The organism is Vibrio sp. R78045, assembly GCF_042466085.1.
In the GTDB taxonomy this organism is placed as follows: domain Bacteria; phylum Pseudomonadota; class Gammaproteobacteria; order Enterobacterales; family Vibrionaceae; genus Vibrio; species Vibrio cyclitrophicus.
Genome location: NZ_JAXHBS010000013.1, coordinates 1,236,821 through 1,256,217 on the forward strand (window position 1 = coordinate 1,236,821; position 19,397 = coordinate 1,256,217).

General features: G+C 45.0%; 12 protein-coding genes. 5 read left to right on the plus strand and 7 right to left on the minus strand.

Going from position 1 to position 19,397, the window contains the following annotated elements; translation table 11 throughout:
• Positions 1-206: 206 nt before the first annotated feature.
• Positions 207-2,201 carry a glycogen debranching protein GlgX gene (gene glgX / locus SJY39_RS16105; RefSeq protein ID WP_016793227.1) on the minus strand — a complete coding sequence of 665 codons (1,995 nt, stop codon included), beginning with the start codon at positions 2,199-2,201 and terminating at the stop codon, positions 207-209.
• Positions 2,202-2,635: 434 nt separating this feature from the next.
• Between glgX and lamB the strand changes: the two genes are divergently transcribed.
• Both lamB and SJY39_RS16115 read left to right on the plus strand, forming a co-directional pair.
• Entirely contained in the window at positions 2,636-3,844 is a 1,209-nt protein-coding gene (lamB, locus tag SJY39_RS16110) for a maltoporin LamB (protein ID WP_010431678.1), read from the plus strand.
• 162 nt (positions 3,845-4,006) lie between these two features.
• Positions 4,007-4,834, plus strand: a complete 828-nt coding sequence (locus SJY39_RS16115; RefSeq protein ID WP_010431676.1) for a MalM family protein — start codon at positions 4,007-4,009, stop codon at positions 4,832-4,834.
• Between the two features lie 583 nt (positions 4,835-5,417).
• Here SJY39_RS16115 and pulA read toward each other — a convergent pair.
• Both pulA and SJY39_RS16125 read right to left on the minus strand, forming a co-directional pair.
• Positions 5,418-9,065, minus strand: a complete 3,648-nt coding sequence (pulA, locus tag SJY39_RS16120) for a pullulanase-type alpha-1,6-glucosidase (protein ID WP_016793225.1) — start codon at positions 9,063-9,065, stop codon at positions 5,418-5,420.
• Positions 9,066-9,468: 403 nt separating this feature from the next.
• Complete coding sequence (locus SJY39_RS16125) at positions 9,469-11,241, minus strand: alpha-amylase family protein (RefSeq protein WP_016767379.1); 1,773 nt, start codon at positions 11,239-11,241, stop codon at positions 9,469-9,471.
• A 180-nt stretch (positions 11,242-11,421) separates the two neighbouring features.
• Here SJY39_RS16125 and SJY39_RS16130 point away from each other — a divergent pair, with 180 nt between their 5' ends.
• Positions 11,422-11,811, plus strand: a complete 390-nt coding sequence (locus tag SJY39_RS16130) for a DUF1294 domain-containing protein (protein ID WP_010431668.1) — start codon at positions 11,422-11,424, stop codon at positions 11,809-11,811.
• Positions 11,812-11,867: 56 nt separating this feature from the next.
• On the opposite strand, the gene SJY39_RS16135 is transcribed toward SJY39_RS16130, so the two are convergent.
• The gene (locus SJY39_RS16135) at positions 11,868-12,452 is read right to left on the minus strand and encodes a LysE family translocator (RefSeq protein WP_010431665.1); all 585 of its coding nucleotides are present in this window, start codon (positions 12,450-12,452) and stop codon (positions 11,868-11,870) included.
• 141 nt (positions 12,453-12,593) lie between these two features.
• Between SJY39_RS16135 and SJY39_RS16140 the strand changes: the two genes are divergently transcribed.
• Positions 12,594-13,034 carry an Lrp/AsnC family transcriptional regulator gene (locus SJY39_RS16140; protein ID WP_010431662.1) on the plus strand — a complete coding sequence of 147 codons (441 nt, stop codon included), beginning with the start codon at positions 12,594-12,596 and terminating at the stop codon, positions 13,032-13,034.
• 26 nt (positions 13,035-13,060) lie between these two features.
• Positions 13,061-13,990 (plus strand): LysR family transcriptional regulator, encoded by a 930-nt coding sequence (locus SJY39_RS16145; RefSeq protein WP_016767381.1) that lies wholly within the window; start codon positions 13,061-13,063, stop codon positions 13,988-13,990.
• Positions 13,991-14,175: 185 nt separating this feature from the next.
• Here SJY39_RS16145 and SJY39_RS16150 read toward each other — a convergent pair whose 3' ends face one another.
• The 3 genes from SJY39_RS16150 to SJY39_RS16160 form a co-directional block, all read right to left on the minus strand.
• Positions 14,176-15,237, minus strand: a complete 1,062-nt coding sequence (locus SJY39_RS16150) for a c-type cytochrome (RefSeq protein ID WP_016767382.1) — start codon at positions 15,235-15,237, stop codon at positions 14,176-14,178.
• Between the two features lie 9 nt (positions 15,238-15,246).
• Positions 15,247-15,888, minus strand: coding sequence for a c-type cytochrome (locus SJY39_RS16155; protein ID WP_010431654.1), 642 nt, complete (start codon positions 15,886-15,888; stop codon positions 15,247-15,249).
• Between the two features lie 412 nt (positions 15,889-16,300).
• Positions 16,301-19,393, minus strand: a complete 3,093-nt coding sequence (locus SJY39_RS16160) for a tetrathionate reductase subunit A (protein ID WP_016793223.1) — start codon at positions 19,391-19,393, stop codon at positions 16,301-16,303.
• Positions 19,394-19,397 lie beyond the last annotated feature (4 nt).

The window sequence follows — 19,397 nt, forward strand, 5'->3', positions numbered from 1 at the left end:
TGGTTTGAAAAGCCGAATAAGTGTTTTAGGTAAAGCCATGATATCCAAGACGTTATAGATTCATTTTTATAGTATGGCAATACTAAACAGTTTCATCCATCACATCAATGCAAATGATTCCATATAAAAGAATGATTTATGTGATATTCAGCTAATAAAAAAACCAGCTATAAATATAACTGGCTTTTATGGTTTTTGGCGTTTTATTAAGCTAGCTTAGCGTTTACTTCAATCAAATCAGTGTTATCTGGCGAGTAGTGCAAAATTGCCATCGAAGTCGGCGATAGCAGCATTTCACCTTCTGCATGACCTGGTTTTACATTCCGTAAGTTGGTATCACAAATGGTGACCCAGTTTTGGTCGCGATCAGTCGGTAACGAGAATCGAGCGGGTGCGTTGGTTTGGTTTATCAAATAAATCAATTCGTCACCGTCTTTGCCAATACCTAAGTGCAGCGCAACAGAGCTTAAACGGTTCCAATCATCATGCTCCATGAGTGTGCCATCGACACGGCTCCAGAAGATGCGGTTCGAGTTGCGTTTTTCTCCACTGAACGCCTTAATAAAAGGCACCATATATTGTTGACGTGCAGAGATCATTTCAGCTAACCAAGTCTTGAAATAAGTTTTTCGCTCAGAATCTTCCCAGTTAATCCAGCTAGTTACACTATCTTGACAGTAAGCGTTGTTGTTGCCTTTTTGAGTGTGAGATAACACATCAGCTGTCAGAATATGTGGAATGCCAAAGGCAAACAACAGACTCGCCATGAAGTTACGTTTCTGTTTTTCGCGTGTGGCAACAACCAATAGGTTTTCGGTTTCCCCTTCAACACCGTAGTTATCAGAGCGGTTATCACCGTGTCCATCTCGGTTGTTCTCGCCGTTATCTTCATTGTGCTTGTGTTTGTAAGAGACAAGATCTTGCATTGTGAAGCCGTCGTGATACGTGATGTAGTTTACGGTTAGTCTATATGGCCAGTGTGCTGCGCTGTAGATATCGCGAGATCCCATTAAGCGCGTCGCAAACTCTTTTAGATAGCCTTGATCACCGCGCCAGAAGCTACGTGTGATATCACGCAGTTTGTCGTTACATTCATTCCAGCCTAGTGGAAAGTTACCTACTTGATAACCGTTAGGGCCAATATCCCACGGTTCTGCAATCAACTTGGTCTCTTTGAGCACAGGATCTTGAGCAACGGCTTTGAAAAAAGCAGCTTCAGGGTTGTAATTATCGCCTTCACGTCCCAGCGTCGCGGCCAAATCAAAACGGAAGCCGTCGACTTTGAATTCACTCACCCAGTAACGAAGCGTATCCATCACTAAGTTGAGTGCGGGCTGGTGGGTGAGATCTACTGTGTTTCCACAACCCGTGAAATTCGCATAATGGCAGCCATGTTTAATGTAGTAGCGGCTATCGAGTGCTTTTAGGTTGAAGGTGGTTCCGCCTTCCCCACCCTCTGCTGTGTGGTTGTACACCACGTCTAGAATGACTTCGATGCCATTGCGGTGCAGTTCGCGAATCGCAGTCTTTAACTCGTTTACGGCATCTTTCTCTGCGTAGCGAGGGTCAGGCACCATAAACAAGTATGGGTTGTAACCCCAATAGTTCACTTTACCCATGTCTAATAGGTGTGGTTCATGCATGCATGCGGCAATGGGCAAAAGCTGTAGAGAGTTGATATTTTGCTGTTTGTAGAACGCAAGCATTTCAGGGCTAATCAACCCTAAATAACGACCTTTCGCGTTAGTCTCCACCGCTGGATGAAGTTTAGATAGGCCTTTTACATGAGTTTCAAAAAGAACAGTTTCTTCGCGGCTAATACGTGGCTTTTCGACGTCTTGCCAATCAAAGGTATCATCGACAACAACACATTTCGCCATCGAAAAGCTTTTTTCATTGGTATATGGAGTGACGTAATCGAGCGGTTCGCTGATTGATTTGGCGTATGGGTCTGAAAGTAAGATTGGGCCATCGTCAGTTTCAGCAATGAAGCCGTATTTTTGTCCAGCTTTAATGCCTTCGATAAACACATATCTGATATCGGCGTATTCATCTTCCAACGTGTAAGTGGTGAATTCATCGTTCTCATCAAAGAGCGCGAGAGATAGAGATTTACAGTCAGGAGAAAAAATAGAAAAGTTACAGCCAGTGTTACCTAGCGTTGCGCCTAGCGGATAAGGGCGAGCGAGCGTTCTAGTCATTGCTTGATTTCTTGTTCGTTTATCGACATCAGTGAACTATAAGTAAAAAGCTTTGTCACAATAAGGTCAAGCAACTTCACAGATTAATTACGGTAAAAAAAATAATTCATCGATGAAGTTCAAATTATATATTTGAGCTAGATCTCACTTATGTTGAATAATTAGATCTGTGTGCTGTCTACTCCTCCTATATTAAGTGATCTACCTCTTTAAAACACCATTCTGTATATTTTCTACTCCCCTCTAGTCCCCCTTAATTAACTTAGGGGCGGAGGAAGTCAAACTTGTCATCCCCTCTTAATATTGACCCCGTTGAAACGAATCAGGGGAAACCCTAAACCTCTCTATCTTACGACTACCATTACTGCCTTTGGTTGCCGCAAGAGAGCAAAAATATAAAAACCTAAAATAAATCGTCCTTAATGGAGTTAAGAATGAAAAAAGTAAGTTTGATTGCTGCTGCAGTGGCAACTACGTTAGCTGCTGGCTCTGCGTTCGCTGTAGATTTTAATGGCTACATGCGTGCTGGTACTGGTATTAGCGGAAATGATGGTGGTGACGTTTCATTCATGAAGAATGGTATTGGCCGTCTAGGTAATGAAAACGACAACTATTCTGAGTTTGGCTTAGCTGAAGAACTAAAAACTGGTGAGCAAACCTGGCGTTTAGAATCAATGATCGCTTCTGGTGCTGATGGCGCAAATGGCTGGGAAGACGGTGACTTTAACGTCGCTCAGTTCGCTGTTAAAGCAAAAGGCGTTCTATCTTTCGATGAAGAAGCGACTCTTTGGGCTGGTAAAACATACTACCAACGTAAAGATATTCATATTACTGACTTCTACTTCCTAAATACATCAGGTACTGGTGGCGGTATTGAAAATATTTCAGTTGGTAACCAAAAACTTTCTTTAGCGATTATTCAAGATGGCGAAGATGATAATGGTGCTGGTTACATGGCTGATGCTCGCCTAGCAAATATCGGGCTATGGGAAGATGCTAGTTTAGAGCTTGGAGTTGTTTACAACTTCGGTACTGAAAACAAGAATGGCAAATACGATGGTGATGATGGTCTACTTGCTACAGGTATTATCCACCAAAACATGAGCAATGGTTTCAACCAAACAGTTGTTCAGCTAGGTACTGCTGGTTACGGCGTTCAAATGGCTAATTTCTGGGGTTCAGGTGCGTACTATGATCGCTCTGGTGCTCAAGACGATGGTTTTGGTTACCGTATTCTTAACTGGGGTGTAATGAACCTAGGCGAATCTTGGGAAATGGGTCACCAACTTGCATACCTAGCAGGTTCAGACCTAGGTACTGATAAGCATGATTCAAGCCAATACTCTATCGTGGCTCGTCCAATGTATAAGTGGAACGACACAATGCGCACTATCTTCGAAGCTGGCTATAACGCTGGTGAAGTAGACAACGTTGACTTTGGCGGCGCTAAATTTACTGTTGCTCAAGCATGGGCAATGGGCGACAGCTTCTGGGCTCGTCCTGAAATTCGCGTATACGGTAGCTACCTGATGGATCTAGAAAACGATTCATTCGGTGAAGTTAAAGATGAAAACGGTGTTGTTACCGGCCAAGGCGCAGACAACGATTTCGTTGTTGGTATCCAAGTTGAAGCTTGGTGGTAAGCCACTTAGCTTAAAATCCTAAACTGTCCTAATTCATAGCCGGCTTGCGTCGGCTATTTTTTTAAGGAATGTACGATTAAGTTGATCGTTCCCTAGGTGAATAGTTCTCTTTGTGGTAATTAAAGTTAGTAAATTTCTTAAAAAAATAAAAAAGGAAGGGTTATGTATTTCAAAGCTCTGATGTTGAGTGGCTGTGTAGCATTGGCCGGTTGCCAATCAGCACAAGTAGTCGAACAAGTGCAAGTTGCACAAGCTGAACAAGTTAACTCGATTACTGGTCTTCAATTTGCTCCTATGAAGCTACCAAGCTCGGCAATTTTTGACGTGACACCAAATAGCCAAGTATTAAACTATCAAGGCATAAACAGCCCTGTAGTAGCGATTGAATTGCCTGCAGACCGCGGTGAGTATTCAATTAATATCACGAGCATTATCGGTGATACTGCCTTTGTTCCAAATGCGGTCATCTATGACGAAAATGGTCGTGAGCTAGAGCGTTATGGTAAAGATAGCTTCGAATACGCGAAACCAAGATTGCACTTGGGGAACCGTCTCGTTACTGAGAACGATTTTTACCCACCGACAACAGCAAAATCAGTTTATTTAGTTATCTACACAGATCAAAACGATCTTGGTGGCTTTACTGATGTGATCCACCCTGCTCGTTTGGACGCGGAAGGCCGTGGTAATTATTTACCTGAAGTGAAAGATATCCCGATTCCAAATGCTAACGTTGGTAAGATAGAAGTTACAATCGATAAAGCGAGCTTCTTCTCAATTGGTTCATCAAACAGTGAATCTAATGCTAAACCTGCTGTTGCTAAAATCGATACTATTCAACCTGAAACGCAAACCTACTATCACAATGCGATTCAAACAGCTGTAACTGAAGACAATATTCCTAAAGCTCTTAGCTTATTAGATGAAGCAAAAGCATTAGGTATTGAAGGCGCGCAAGAAGTATTTGTAAAAGCTGTCAATAAAAAGTAATTCAACAGTTTGTAAATACTGAATGACATGAGAATAAGGGACCCCGTTTGGGTCCTTTTTTATTGCTTTAGATAAATATAATTTGAGTGGAAAATAAATTTGGTGAGAGAGGTGACCGAAATAACCAAGCTAGATAGAGTGGCTAAAACAGCCATTGTTACCCATTGCCAAATAGCTGAAAGCAATAGTAGCCATAATTATTTACGCTAAAGCTATTTACGCTAAATTATCGATGCTCTATCGAATAACACTATCTATTGACTCTCGTTATATTATTTTTGAACCTCATAAGTTAATAACCAGGTCTTTACTTATCTTAGTACCGATAAGTCATTAGGATCTCCAATCATGCTTGTGGTTTTAGGCATAGTCGCTATTGGGCCTGCCAAGACCCAAGACCCAAGACCCAAGACAGTTTGTGCATCGTTTCATCAAAGAGCATCGATCGATGTAAGGATAGTAAGAATCGTGTGGTTCATTTGGATTGGAGTTTATTTAGCACAAAAAAAGGGAGACTGACGTCTCCCAAAGGCTAGCTTTCGCTGGTTTTATTATTTGTTATTAGAATTCTATGCTTTAAGACTTAGTTCTTGGTTACTGAAACGACCGCTTTTTCAACGCTGTCATCCAACTCATGAATCGCATTTAGAGTGAATGTGTAGTCGCCAGCTTCTGCTACGCTTAATTGGCAGTTACCATCAGTACCAAGGTCGATTGAACCATCAGCAAGTTCAACTGAATCACAACCGAAGTTAGGTGTTTTCCAGTCAGCATCGGCAAACTTGAAGCCATAGTCCCCCGCTTCTAAAGTAGCTGTTACAGAGTAAATCCCATTAGCAACAAAGCTCATCGCCCAATTATCAGCTGCACCCCATCCATTCATGTCACCACGAACGTAAACCGTTGTTTGACCGTATGGAGGAATGCTAGACACATCTTTATCAGAGTTATCAACTGGCAGACCGACACCTTGTGCGTCACCTTGTACTTGTACAAATACAGCGGTGGTTAATGCAGGTACCGTGAAGGTTTCAGCGGCAAAGCTTGCGCCTTTCACTGTGTTATCAGCGGAGTTTTGTTGAACGCCGTGAAGTGTAAAGCCTTTCGCACCTGTGATTTTGAACGATTGAGATTCATTGGTTGAGTTTACAACTGCCACAATCGCATCATTGGCTGGGTCAAGATCTTCGCCCGCAGACACGCCGTCATCGATAGACATTACAATCAGGCCTTCGACTTGATCTTCGCCAACGTTACGGAAGTCGACTCGCTTCATAACTTCGTCTGCTGTGTCTAAGCGGAACAGCTCACTTGAGCTACGGATTTTAAGTAGTTCTAGGAATTGCTGTTTAGTCAGCGCAATGTCTTCTTCTTCTGGTTTAGCTGTACTGTCAGCAATGATGGTTTTGATCAAATCCCAGTTAGCACCATCTTTATCTTCACGTGGTAAGCCAACATTCCAGTTGTTGTCAGTACCATCAAACATGACGCGGTTGTACCAGTCACCTGAATCGTAAGAATCACGCTGCATAGACTTAGAGCGAAGTAGTTCAGAACCCATATGGATGAATGGTATGCCTTGGCCTAACATCACGGTAGAAAGCGATACAGACTGCATTCGAGCACGCTCTGCTGAGCTAGTACCTGCCGCGATCTTGTAAGCGTTGTTATCCCAAAGCGTTTGGTTATCGTGTTTTGAAACGTAAGAAATGTTTTCTGAAGGCATTTTGGTGTAACCAGCAGGCGCGCCGTTGTAGTCAACGTTTTTGCCGAGCTTAGTATCGCCTTTGTAATCAATCAACACGTATTCTGCGAGGTTACCTGCCATACCTAAGCGAACAAGGTCTTGGTTATGCAAACGACCATTGATTGAATCTTGATCAACTTTGGTTTCTTCGTTGGCAATCGCTGCGTTACCAAAGCCTTGGTTAAAGCGAAGCGGGTGGTTGCCTTCTGAATCGACGCCACCATCAAATGGGCTGCCGCCTCGTACTGCATCACGTAAACGATCCGAGAAGGTACCTATTTCTGTGCCTGCCATGTTGATTTGGTTTGCTTGGTCGAAGCGTGCATTGTTTGCTACTTCGCCAAAGTCCCAACCTTCTCCATAGAACAAGGTATTCGGATCGATCTTACGCACTTCTTGCAATGCTTCGACCATCACGTCTTTTGGCTGGTGGCCCATTAAGTCAAAACGGAAACCATCCACTTTATAGTCGTCAGCCCATACTTTAAGTGAGTCGACCATCAATTTACCCATCATCAGGTTTTCGGTCGCGGTGTTATCACAACAGGTTGAGTTTTCTACGCCACCTGTGTTCACGTTAAGACGGTGGTAGTACCCAGGGACAATCTTATCTAGCACTGACTTATCGTTTACGCCAGATGCATTAGTATGGTTGTATACCACGTCCATGATCAGCTTAAGATCCATGTCGTGCGTGGCTTTTACCATTTGACGGAATTCGAGAATACGCTGTGAACCATTAGGATCGGTCGCGTAGCTGCCCTCTGGGACCGTGTAATGGAATGGGTCGTAGCCCCAGTTGAAGCTATCAAGCATGCGAAGGTCATTCATTAATGCTTGTGCGTCACCCGTTGAAGGGTCATAGCCATCGAGTACATCTTCAATGGTTTTGTTTTCGTCTTCGTTACCACACAAAGCGGCAGCAGGTTTTACATCACACAGTTTACCGACCGTATCCGTAATATCGACACGGCTCGCGGCATCTTCATCAACGGTGGCGATATCAAATGCTGGTAAGATATGAAGCGTGGTTAAGCCCGCATCTTTCAATTCTTGTAGATGTTTGACTGACTCACGCTCTCCTTCTGTGAGCGCGAGGTATTTTCCATTTAGGTTCGTTGTACCTAACTTATCGCTGAAGCTGAAGTCACGAAGGTGAGATTCGTAAAGTACATGATCTTCGTCTTTCTCTACGGTTGGTCGTTCGTAGTCGTCCCAGTTCGCAGGTTTCAAGGTTGAATCATTCAGGTCAATCACTTGAGAGTATGCTGAGTTTTTTGACAAACTGAGAGAGTATGGGTCGGTTACTAGGCGAGTTTCAATGTTACCTGTGGTTGGATGGTAAACCTTCACTTGGTAACGATAGTAACTGTTGACTGCATTAGATACAGCGTCAGTTGCCCAAATACCGGTTTCAGTGCTTTCCGTCATTGGGAACACTTGTGAACTTTGCAGATCCTCGCTGTACAGAACAAGTTCAACATCTTGTGCAGTAGGAGCCCATAGTTTGAAGGTCGCTGCACTGCCTTCAACAATAGCGCCTAGTTCTTCAGCCATCGCATTACCAGCATCTTCACTTGCAAATACCGCATCAAGCACACCTGGCTTTTGAACCTCAGTTGAAGAGATAACATCGCCATTGGCATTATAGGCAACAAAAATTATCTGAGATTTTAAGATGGTGCGTAATGTGTTGTCGTCAACGTCGATAGCAAGGGCAGGTAAGCTTGCAAGGTGGCGGAAACGCTCTTTCAATTCAGAAGACAATTCCCCATCTTTGCTTAGTTCAATTGCAGTGCCGCCCACGATCTCTTTGTCGTCGTTCATCGTGATGCTGTTATCGAGTGCGTAGAACAGTTTCACAGAATCGGCGTTACCAGCGGCTTCCCAGGCGATGGTCTCTGCGTCCAACCAATGCGCTTTTTGGCCATCGATATTGACGGGGCGATCTGAAATCGGGTCATAATACAATTCACTGCTGCCATGGAAACCGAATACGCCTTGGGATTCACCAAGTTTATCTAGCTCGACTTTAGAATTGGCGCTACCAAATGCTTTCTCATCGCCATTATGTAGGATGAAGTTCATACACTTGTGCGGGTCAGATGCGTCCGGATTCACTCTCAACACGTAGTAAGCACCATAGGTATCGCTGATACCCTCGTATTCGTAAGGGCTGTTCCAATCGGTTCCAGTTTCACTGAGACCCATGGCAACGAGGTCAGTGCTGGTGCAGCCTTCGCCGTTCCACAGATGAAGGCCCCAGCCGTCGTAGGTTGAGCCAGAAGTACTCGCGGCTGCAACATCACGTTTGTAATAAATAACAACCTCGTTTTCGCCCGCTTTGTACAAGCCACTGTTGCCAGCCTCTGCACCGTTGTCGCTATCATTATCACTGCCACAACCTGCGATCAAAGTTGCCGTGAAGAGAGGTAAAATCGCTTTAGCCAAAGTAGAGCGTTTGAAGCTCCTCTTTTTGGTCATGTTAAAGGTACTTTGTAGAGTCGCGTTTTTATTAATATTTATATTGTTCACGTTTAATATCCATATTTCACTTTTTATGAAGATGAATATCCTAGTCCGAATGATGGCCAACTATTTGTGATGGCTATATGTAAAGTTATTTTTAATATGTAAAAATACGAAACCTAGTGTCAGTATCACGCTTTGTATTTAGTTTAAGTAAAATTAATTGGATCAATAGCTCATATATTCGATATTAATAACCTAAGGCGTAGATGCTAGGAGTAGATAATAAGGATGAGAGCTCATCCTTATTAATGTGAGGAAGGTATCGAATTGAGAGTCTGTTAATTTAACTCGGAAATTAAGTTAATTATCAACGAGAAAGGTAATAGTTGCTTGGAAACTAATATTGATAGATAGGTTATTCATCTAACGATAATACCCAAACCAAAGATGCGAGCGGCTTTAATTCGATATTAAAAGTACCAATGCCCTTTTCAATGGTGAATTTTTGCCGTTGAACGCCTTCAATATGTTCATCTAGCAAGTAATTACCATCAGTTATTTTGAGCTTTAGGACAACATCGTTTGGAATCTTCAAGTGAATACTCTCAGTGGCGTCCTGGCTGAAGTTTGCGGCAACAATGGTGAGCTCTTGGTTGTCATAGCGCAGGAATGCGTAAACGGAATCATTCAAGTTGTTACTCTGGTGTAAGTCTTGATAATCACCAGTTATTGAAGAGTGCTCAAGGGAAAAGTTCATTACCTTCTGATAGAAGTGACGTAGTTGCTTTTCGTTGTCGTTTAATAATCCGCCATCGAATGCACCGTGATTCATCCATTTTTGATGTTGTGGGACTCTGATGTAATCGAATATAGAGGTACGTGAGGGTTGTCCAAAGCCTGCATCTTCCGCTCCCGGTTCGCCAACTTCTTGTCCAAAATAGATCATGGTCGGTGAACTGCTTAATAATGCGCTGACGAGCATTGCAGGCTTTGCGATATGTGGATTGCCAACAAACTCTGGGGAAGCGATGCGTTGCTCATCATGGTTATCCAAGAAATGCAGCATGTGATGTTCAATATCCATCATCTGATGTTGGATATCGGGGATGATTGCCGTTGAAGCCTTGCCTTGCATGATGTCTTTTAGACCGTCATAAAGGTCAACTTTATCGTACAGGTAGTCCATTTTTCCTAGGTGAATATAGTCGCGGTACAAGTCCGGCTGATAAACCTCTGCCATTAAAAAGGCATCTTGGTTTTCCATCTTTATCGATGAGTTGAGGTAACTCCAGAACTCGACGGGCACCATCTCTGCCATATCGTAGCGAAACCCATCAACGCCTTTTTCTAACCAGAACAAGGCGATGTCTCGGAATTTAACCCAAGAGCTAGGTACATCAACAGATTCCCAGAAGCGGAAATGATCCATGTAATTTCTCTGAGCATAGTCACTTGGCAGTTCAGGGAAATCTTTTGAGCCGTCAGGGCGCACGCCGTAATTGATTTTCACCGTTTCATACCAATCATCGAAATTGGGCTTGTCTAAGCGAGAGCCGTTACCTGTCCATTTGGCGGGCGTTTCGATAAACGGAGAGCGTAGGTTAGGGTGCTGTTCACCACCAAGCGGGGTAAAGGCAGGAGCTATATCTGGCAGTTCAAAGGAGCTGTTGGGAATGTAATAAAAGTTGTTATTTCGGTGATATTCGAGTGTTGTGTCATCTTGAGCGCCAAAGTCACTGACTCCCTCTGGGTTATTTAAGCCTTGATAATGACGCGCAACGTGATTCGGTACGATATCGAGGATCACTTTTAAACCGTTGTTGTGGCTCCTTTTGATTAGTGACTCAAATTCTTCTACACGGCGTTCAGGGTTCTCAGCGAGGTCTGGGTTCACTGAGTAATAGTCTTTGACTGCATAAGGTGAGCCTGCGCGTCCCTTTACTACGCTCGGGTGATTGTCTGAAATCCCGATGTGTTTGTAATCATTGATGACGGCGTGATGTGGCACTCCGGTATACCAAATATGCGTAATGCCGAGTTTGCGGATTTCCGATAGCGCTTTGTCGGTAAAGTCATTGAACTTGCCGACGCCATTTTGCTCGATTGTGCCCCATGGAACATGCTGGGTGTTTTTATTGCCGAATAAACGCGTAAAAACTTGGTAGATGGCGTACTTTTGGTTGTACATATTTAAAATTCCTTTAACTTCCATCATGTTATGTAGGGATGGAAGGGCTTTTCTCTTAATTGGGAGGCTGACCTAATTGCTGTTTTATTTATACCAATCGTGGTAAATAACGGCTCATCCTTATCAAAATCTATAGGGCGTAATTGCTACAGTATATGAGCTGTTACCCAAAAGGAGTTGATGTTGTCTTCATCTATTCAAATCGCTATCACCTATATGGTGTTGGTGGTGGTGTCTGTGTTGTTTGTAGAAAGTTCGAAAGCGCTGTTGGCGTGGTATTTAGTTATCGGTGTGGTGACGTTTTTTGTATACGCAAAGGACAAGAGAGCAGCGATCAATGGTAATTGGCGTGTGCCTGAGAAAACCCTGCACATTTTGTCTGTTGCTGGTGGTTGGCTAGGGGCGTTAATCGCTCAAGATAAGCTGCGTCATAAAACGCAAAAACAACCGTTCAGAGCGATTTATTGGCTGACTGTGTCAATGAATGTAGCAGCGTTTGTGTGGACGTTAACACCGAGCGGGCAGGCGTTATTTGGTCGTTGGTTAAGTGAGATTATTGGGTATCTTTAACGGCAATGATGGCTAGTACTCGTGTACTAACCATCACAATATAGGACGTTATTTGATTAGAGCATCGGAATCGTCGAGGCTAACAGTAAGCCCGCCATGCCGTAATTAAAGCTTTTGATGCGTACCGGCGTTGTTAGCCAGTGCTGTAGCTGTTTGCCTGCTGCCGTCCAGAAGGTCACCGATGGTAAGTTGGCTAGCGTAAAGATCGCCGCGATGATCGCAAGCTCCCACCATGAACTGCCACTGCTGTACACTGAAATCGCAGTCAGTGCCATTGACCAACCTTTCGGGTTTACCCACTGAAAACTTGCCGCGCCAATGAAGGTCATGGGCTTATAAGCCTCGGTGCTTTTTGCTTTGCCGCTCAATGCAATCTTAATTGCTAGGTACACAAGGTAAGTCAGGCTTAGGTATTTCAATATCTGGTGAGAGACAGGGTAAGCGTTGAAAATGCCCATTAAGCCGAAGCCAACCAACAACAACATGGCTGCAAATCCCAGAGCTATCCCAAGCATGTGCGGAATAGTACGGGCAAAGCCAACATTGGCACCTGATGTCATGAGCATGATGTTATTTGGACCCGGCGTGAACGTCGAGACAAACGCAAACAAGGCAAGTGCGCTAAGTTGTTCTAAAGGCATAATGGTTCTCCAGCAATAAAATGAACGAAGTGACTGACCGGTCATGACTTTCACGTGTTGAGAAACATAGTAGGTGGAAAGTGAGGCAATTATGTGCTTTTATTTCCTCTATTATCACTAAATGCACAATAATAAGTACCTATGGATAGATTTGACGAAAGGATATTGCAAGAGCTTAAATTGGACGGCAGAATCTCCAACATCGAGCTTTCAGAACGAATTGGCCTGTCAGCTTCAGCGACCCTAAGGCGAGTACAAGATCTCGAACGTAAAGGTATCATTCAAGGTTACCGCGCGGTTCTGGATAATGGCCTGATGGGTGTCGGCTTTATTGCTTATGTTTCGATTGGTTTATCGAGCCACAGCAAATCGGCTCAGCTAGAATTTGAACAGCATGTCAGCATGGAAAAAGAAGTGGTGGAGTGCCACAACATTACCGGTGCTAACGAATATTTGCTGAGGGTAGAAACCAAAGATCTGCCGGGCTATAAGAAGTTTCATGCCGATGTGCTTGGGGAATGCGCTCAGGTTCAATCCATTACGACCATGGTTGTGATGGATACCCCCAAAGATGAACGCTAGTCGAGTTTTATTTCAGGAGAGGCGCAGTGCCCAGTACTAATCAGTTGTTATTGTTCTTAGATGTGGTTCAACAAGGGTCGTTTACCAAAGCGGCAACCTTGCATGATATGGACAACTCATCACTCTCAAAACAAATAAAAAAGCTTGAGCAAGACCTAGGTGTTCAGCTGCTCAACCGTTCCACGCGCTCGTTCTCGCTGACGTCAGCAGGGGAAGATATTCTCGCGCAAACCTATGTGCTGAAAGATACCATCAATCAGATCCAAGGTATTGCTGATTCCTATCAGTCTGAACCCAAAGGTGTGCTGCGAATTACTTCACCGATCTATTTTGGTCAGCAATATCTGCAACCTATCATCACGCAGTTCATGAGAAAGTACCCGGATGTTCAGATCGTGCTGTCATTGGACGACAAGATCGCCAACATTATCGCAGGGCAGTTTGATATCGCATTTCGCTTCAGCAAGCTTGTTGAATCGAATTTGATTGCGAAGAAGATTGCCGACAGTAACTTTATGTTGGTTGCCTCGAACGACTTTGTGAAGCAGCATGGCGAACCTAAAACGCCACAAGATTTGCTCGCGTTACCTGCTGTAATTTATACCAATGGCGATATGACGGTCGATCATCTGCGTATCAGTGAAGAGCCGCATGGCAACACTTTCCAAAGCCTAACGATTCGTGGCAACTATAAGGTGAGTGATGTTCGCACCATGGTCTCTTGTGTAAGAGATGGCCTAGGGTACGGCTTCCTCGACCAATCAAACTTGTATGCCTCAATGAAAGAACTTGGCTTGGTCACTTTACTTCCAGACTATCCAATCTCTACTGCTGATACGGCTATTTATGCCGTTTATCCGCACCGTAAGCAGACCAAGCTGGTTAAAGAATTCATCACTACGGTTCAAGACTATATTGGCTCTCCGACGATTTGGGAGAAGATGCAGCAAGGTTAGTTATTTTTCTAATCGTTCAAACACAAAAAAGGAGCCAGATCGTTAAACAATTTGGCTCCTTTTTATTCGTCCAGTTGTAACCAATTTACAATGTAAAGCTTAGCTATAGCTGGTGTAAGCAACTATCCGGTCTCACTGAAAGGCATGACTACTCACGAAAGCCGGTTACTGCTCTTTAAAACGAATTAGTGATCATTAATCACTTCTTTACCACTTGGGTAGGCTTTTGAACCCAGTACATGACCGTCGACTTCTTTGCCATAGTAACCTTGGTGGCTGTGGTAACGCTTAGCATTGCCGGCAACATCGCCTTTGTATCGAGGGTCTTGTGGGCGTTCATGACTGTTTACAAACGCTGCCACATCCCACGCATCCTGAATTGACAGCTGTTGGCTTTTTCCAAGCGGCATGTTTTCGTAGATGAAGTACGCGGCGGTGTTCACTCGGTGCATACCTGCGCCCCAGTTGAACGAATTCTCGCCCCAAAGAGGTGGTAGGTATGATCGGCCATCCGCCCCTTTAATGCCTTCGCCATTTTGACCATGACAGGTTTGGCAGCTGGTTTGGTAAACCTTTTCACCACGCGCTATCGACGGTTCTTGTTCAGGGTTATCAATCTTAGGGTAGCCACGACCTGCCAACTTGCTGCGGTCATCGATTGGGTATTTGCTTAGCAGTTCTTCAGGAAGAGGGAAGCTATCTGCTTTTCCTCCGACTTGTAAATCGGCATCGCTGATCTCAGGAACCGGCGTGTCTTGCATGCCGTTCTTGTCTAAGATGCCGCCCATCGCTAGCCAGTATGAATAAGCCGTGAGCGCGACCATCTCTTTTGAGCCTACTGCTGGTGGCAGGCCATTCATTGAATAAGTGAAACAGCCTTGGATACGTTCTGCGTAGCTGTTTACCTTGTCGTTTTTCTTACGGTAAGCAGGGTAGGCCATATACGCTCCCCATAGAGGTGCTGCATTCGCCTTCATGCCCGCTTGCATGTGGCAGTTGACACAGTTTTGTTCATTGCCGACGAACGTACCGCGCATCTGTTGTGAATCGACAAACAGTGAATAACCCAGTTTAACTTTGTCGCCAAACTCCCCTGCAGGAATATCGACCAAGTCTCGTGGCACCAGATACTTGTTATCTTGTGGTTTCTCAACAGCTGGCAGTTCGGTTTGGCGATCGGGTAACTCACCTTCGGCGTAAGCGATTCCAGAAGCAAGGGTTGCGGTAATTAAGAGTAATGTTTTCATGCGAGCCCTTTAGTATCGGAAAGATGCGAAGTAGTAAGACAGGTTTTTGATCTCATCGTCGGTCAACTTGTCCGCGATATTGCCCATCATGTTCAAATCATCACCCTTGCGAGTGCCGTTTTTCCAAGCGTTGAGCTGAGTTTGAATGTAGTCGGCGTGCTGGCTCGCTAGGCGTGGGAACTTATCTACGCCCATACCACTTGGCCCATGACAGGTTGCACAAGCTGGAATGTTGCGGTCCCAATCGCCTTGGAATACCAGTTTACGATAAGGGTTATCAATATCAGCTTGTGAGCCGCGCTGTTCTAAATCGCTGAATTCATAAGAAGGAAGCGAAGCGAAGTACTCGGCAACTTCACGACGAATCGCAGGATCAGACACACCATCCGCCATCCCTTTCATGATCGCGCTTTGACGCTCGCCACTTGAGAATAAGACCAGTTGATGTTCGAGGTAGTCGGCATTGAGCCCTGCAAGCATAGGGGCGATGTTAGGCATGCCTTTCCCGTCGGCTTGGTGGCAACCGCTACAGGTTTCTGCGGCTTCTGGCATTGGATTAGGCGCTGCTTGTGCAAAACCGGATAAAGAAAGGCTTCCCAGAGCAGCGATGCAAAGCGTTAGAGTTTGAGTTTTTATGTTCAGCTTAATCATGAGGCGTCGCTATTGGTTGTAATGCACGCATTTTCGACATAATTGGATGTTCGCGCTATTGTGGATTTCCACATTAATTCACTTGGAACTTGAGGTAAGTCTCACATTAATAACCTTAATCACCATAATGGTATTGGTGTGAATTTCGATAGGCGAATCCAACTGCCGTTAACGAAGTGCAAGGGAACTGCCATGTTCGCCTCGGTGTAACTGCTTATTAAGGCTCTTTATGGCACCGATTGTATAAGCATAGACGCTTGATGGGGCTAGGTAAGAAACATGTAGGGAAGTGATGTGAAGGGTTGATGGTTTGGCGTTGAATAGGTTAGAAAAGAAGAGCAACCTCAAATGACGAAGTTGCTCTGCTGCGTTCCTATTCAGGAATGAATAGGGATAGGTATTGGATCACTGATTAGACTTTGTAGATCTTAGCCGGAAGTGCTTGTCTTGCTGCTGCGCCTACCACCCAATCCAGCATCACACCTTTGCCTTCTCTCGTCGGATCAATTAAACCAATATCATTGATGTTAACGCCATCGTTTGACTTCATTTTTACTGGTTGTTGTGTGTCTCCAATCCAGTGTGCACGTTCACCGAGCTCTTTATGGCCAAAGCCATGTTCAAAGCCTAATGTGCCCGGTTTGATGCCATCAATCACCATCGCCAACGCATGTGTGGTTGAGCTCGGTGTTTCAATAGCAAATACGTCACCGGTTTTGATGCCTGCAGAAGAGGCGTCTTGTGGGTGAATGTAAACCGGGTTCACGCCTTTGATCGACTCTAAGCGTGGTGATAGGTTAGATACCGCACTGTGAATATTGGATTTAAAGTTGGTCAGAGTAAATGGCCACTCTTTTGCTGGGAACTGCTCTGCTAATGGCGTGCCATCTGCCAGCTTTTGTGGATACCATGTCGGGCAACCCATGTACTGCTCGCCACTGATGGTGTTGCGAGAGGTACCAAGCTTTTCATTCCAAATAGCCAGTGGCTTGGTCCATTTGTACTTCATAGTTTCATTGGTATACGCATTGGTTGCGTCTTCAAAACGACCGCCACGCGCAAAAATATACGCCACTTTTAGCATCTCTTCAGGTTTAAGCGTTTTGTTCATCACAGGGACTAGGCTCTCTAGACCAGACCAAACGATATCTTCAGCGTCTACATTCGGTACGCCGCCTTTTACGAATGCCAAGTTAGCTGCAGAGCGTAGATAGAAATCTTCAGCGCTATGAATACCGTGCCAGTTACCTTGATTGTCTTTGATTACGTTGTCGCCGAAGCCACCTAAGCCCAGTGTTTTTGCCACATCAATAAAGAAGTTCTCTAGGTTGATGGCGCGTCCGTCTTGAGTGCGGGAAGTTTTAGGTTCAACAATCGGCCAACGAGCAGTGATCGCTTTAGTTGCAACGCCATGCCAAGGTGTTGCCATGCCCCAACTCTCGTAGGTAACCGTGTCCGGCACAAGGTAATCCGATAATGCTGTGGTTTCATTGATGAAGGCATCAATAGAGACGATCAAACCCAGTTGCTTTGGATCCTTAAGCTTCTCGCCTAATAGGTTGTCTAAACCCGGAACGCCATAAAGTGGATTTGCCATGTGGTTGATCCACGCTTTTGCGCGGTAAGGGTAGCCATCAATCGCAGCTGATAAATGCTCGGTTAAAAGCGGTGCAGAGATTGGGTACCACGGAGCGCGTGTTGGGTAAGGTGATTCACCGGCCGCAACACGACGTTTGTATTCGCTGGTCTTGTGGTACGGGAATTTGCTGCGAGATAAGAACACACCTTGAGGCTTAGTCTTACCTTTGAACTTAGTAAAATCGTAACGTGGGCCTGCAACAGAAGTTGGGTAGCCACCCGCTTTCGCCATCGCCCCGCCTTTAGCATTGATGTTACCGATCAGCGCGTTCAGCATCAGAATAGAGAACGAGTTGTAGAAGCCATTGGTGTGCATGTTGCCACCGTGGGTATCGACGACTGCTTTTGTTCCGTAGCTGGTAAAGCGTTTCGCCAGCGCAATAATTTGATCTTGTGGAATTTCACACTGCTCACTGTAGTAAGCAAGGTCATATTTGAAGGCTTCTTCCTTCAATCTTTGTAGAGAAGACTTAACACGAACGGTTTGACCATCGATTTCTACGTCTTGATCAACGAACAGAGCCGCTTCATTCACCTGAACATGCGATGATATGAGTGACGTTGTCACATCTAGTGTGATAAATACGTCATCGTCAGACATCGGTTCGCCTGTTTCTAGCAATCCAATATCCGATGCACGGAGCATACGTCCATTTTGTGGGTGTGTTTCGTCACTGATCACAAGGTGTGAAGCATTACACCAATGCGTGGTGCCTGCTTTTTGCATCGCTTGTGCACTTGGGCGAGACAAGAAATCGTGATTGTAGCGCTGGTTTTCGATGATCCATTGGATCATGCCCAGGACTAATGCTGAATCAGTGCCCGGTTTGATCGGTAGCCAGTTGTTACGATCGCCCGCCGCAAGGCTTGATGATCCTGCTGGAAGGCTTGGAGTCACAATGGTGTAGCTCAGTTTTCCATTAGTACGAGCTTCAGCCAGTTGTCTTGCTTGACGCTTGAACGGGTTACCCGCTTGAGCTGGAGACATACCGATGAAAAGAATGAACTCTGCGTTGTTGAAGTCGGGTTTTAAGTGCGAGAACTTGTCTAAATCATTCATGATCGCGCCAGAACCTGCGCGGAATGCGTAACCACAGTAAGAGCCGTGGTGACCAAAGTTGCGTGTTCCGTAGCTGTTAAACGCAAAGCGCTTCAAGATGTCATCACGACCTTCATTACCGGCATTAGTCACTAGTAACTGGTTGGCTTTAGGACCGTATTCAGGGTTGTTCGGATCAAGTGGTGTTTCGATGTCGCGAATCGATTGCAAGCCCTCAACTTCACCTTCACCGAATAAGTCACCACCCTCGGTGATCTCAGAGATGAGTTGTTCGTAGCTGATCGGTTCCCACTTGCCTTCACCACGTTTACCGACACGTTTGAGCGGTTGAGTGATTCGGTAAGGGCTATTTTGAATCTCTAACATGCCATTACCACGGGCGCAGGCTGTCGAGCGGTTATTGATGCCTGACTCACCAGACAAGCCAATGTAGGCGTCTTTTACCGGTGTTTTGAATGGGATCTGTTGGTCGCTTGATAGCGGATGGTACGGATTGCCTGAGATACGCAAGATCTCGTCATTGCGATTATCGATACGTACACGCAAGCCACACAATGTCCAGCAGCCAAAACACATTGATGGTGCAACGCGTTGGTTTGGATTCGGTGTGATTTTACCTTGTTCATCGACACGGTATTCTGTCTCTAACGAATTACCGTGATGGATGTGATTGGTTTTCTTACCTGCGGTGCCATCAATAGCACCGTGAACCATGTGTTTTGTGGTTGTCGCATAACCTGCAGCAAAAGCTCCAACACCACCGGCAGCAAGGCCTGTTTTCAAAAATTGACGACGTTTGTTATCCATGATG

Coding starts and splice junctions, on each gene's coding strand:
- SJY39_RS16135 (WP_010431665.1), bottom strand. CDS start 12,452: ATGCCTTTAGAACAACTTAGCGCACTTGCCTTGTTTGCGTTTGTCTCG.
- SJY39_RS16130 (WP_010431668.1), top strand. CDS start 11,422: ATGTTGTCTTCATCTATTCAAATCGCTATCACCTATATGGTGTTGGTG.
- SJY39_RS16115 (WP_010431676.1), top strand. CDS start 4,007: ATGTATTTCAAAGCTCTGATGTTGAGTGGCTGTGTAGCATTGGCCGGT.
- lamB (WP_010431678.1), top strand. CDS start 2,636: ATGAAAAAAGTAAGTTTGATTGCTGCTGCAGTGGCAACTACGTTAGCT.
- SJY39_RS16160 (WP_016793223.1), bottom strand. CDS start 19,393: ATGGATAACAAACGTCGTCAATTTTTGAAAACAGGCCTTGCTGCCGGT.
- pulA (WP_016793225.1), bottom strand. CDS start 9,065: ATGACCAAAAAGAGGAGCTTCAAACGCTCTACTTTGGCTAAAGCGATT.
- SJY39_RS16140 (WP_010431662.1), top strand. CDS start 12,594: ATGGATAGATTTGACGAAAGGATATTGCAAGAGCTTAAATTGGACGGC.
- SJY39_RS16155 (WP_010431654.1), bottom strand. CDS start 15,888: ATGATTAAGCTGAACATAAAAACTCAAACTCTAACGCTTTGCATCGCT.
- SJY39_RS16125 (WP_016767379.1), bottom strand. CDS start 11,241: ATGTACAACCAAAAGTACGCCATCTACCAAGTTTTTACGCGTTTATTC.
- SJY39_RS16150 (WP_016767382.1), bottom strand. CDS start 15,237: ATGAAAACATTACTCTTAATTACCGCAACCCTTGCTTCTGGAATCGCT.
- glgX (WP_016793227.1), bottom strand. CDS start 2,201: ATGACTAGAACGCTCGCTCGCCCTTATCCGCTAGGCGCAACGCTAGGT.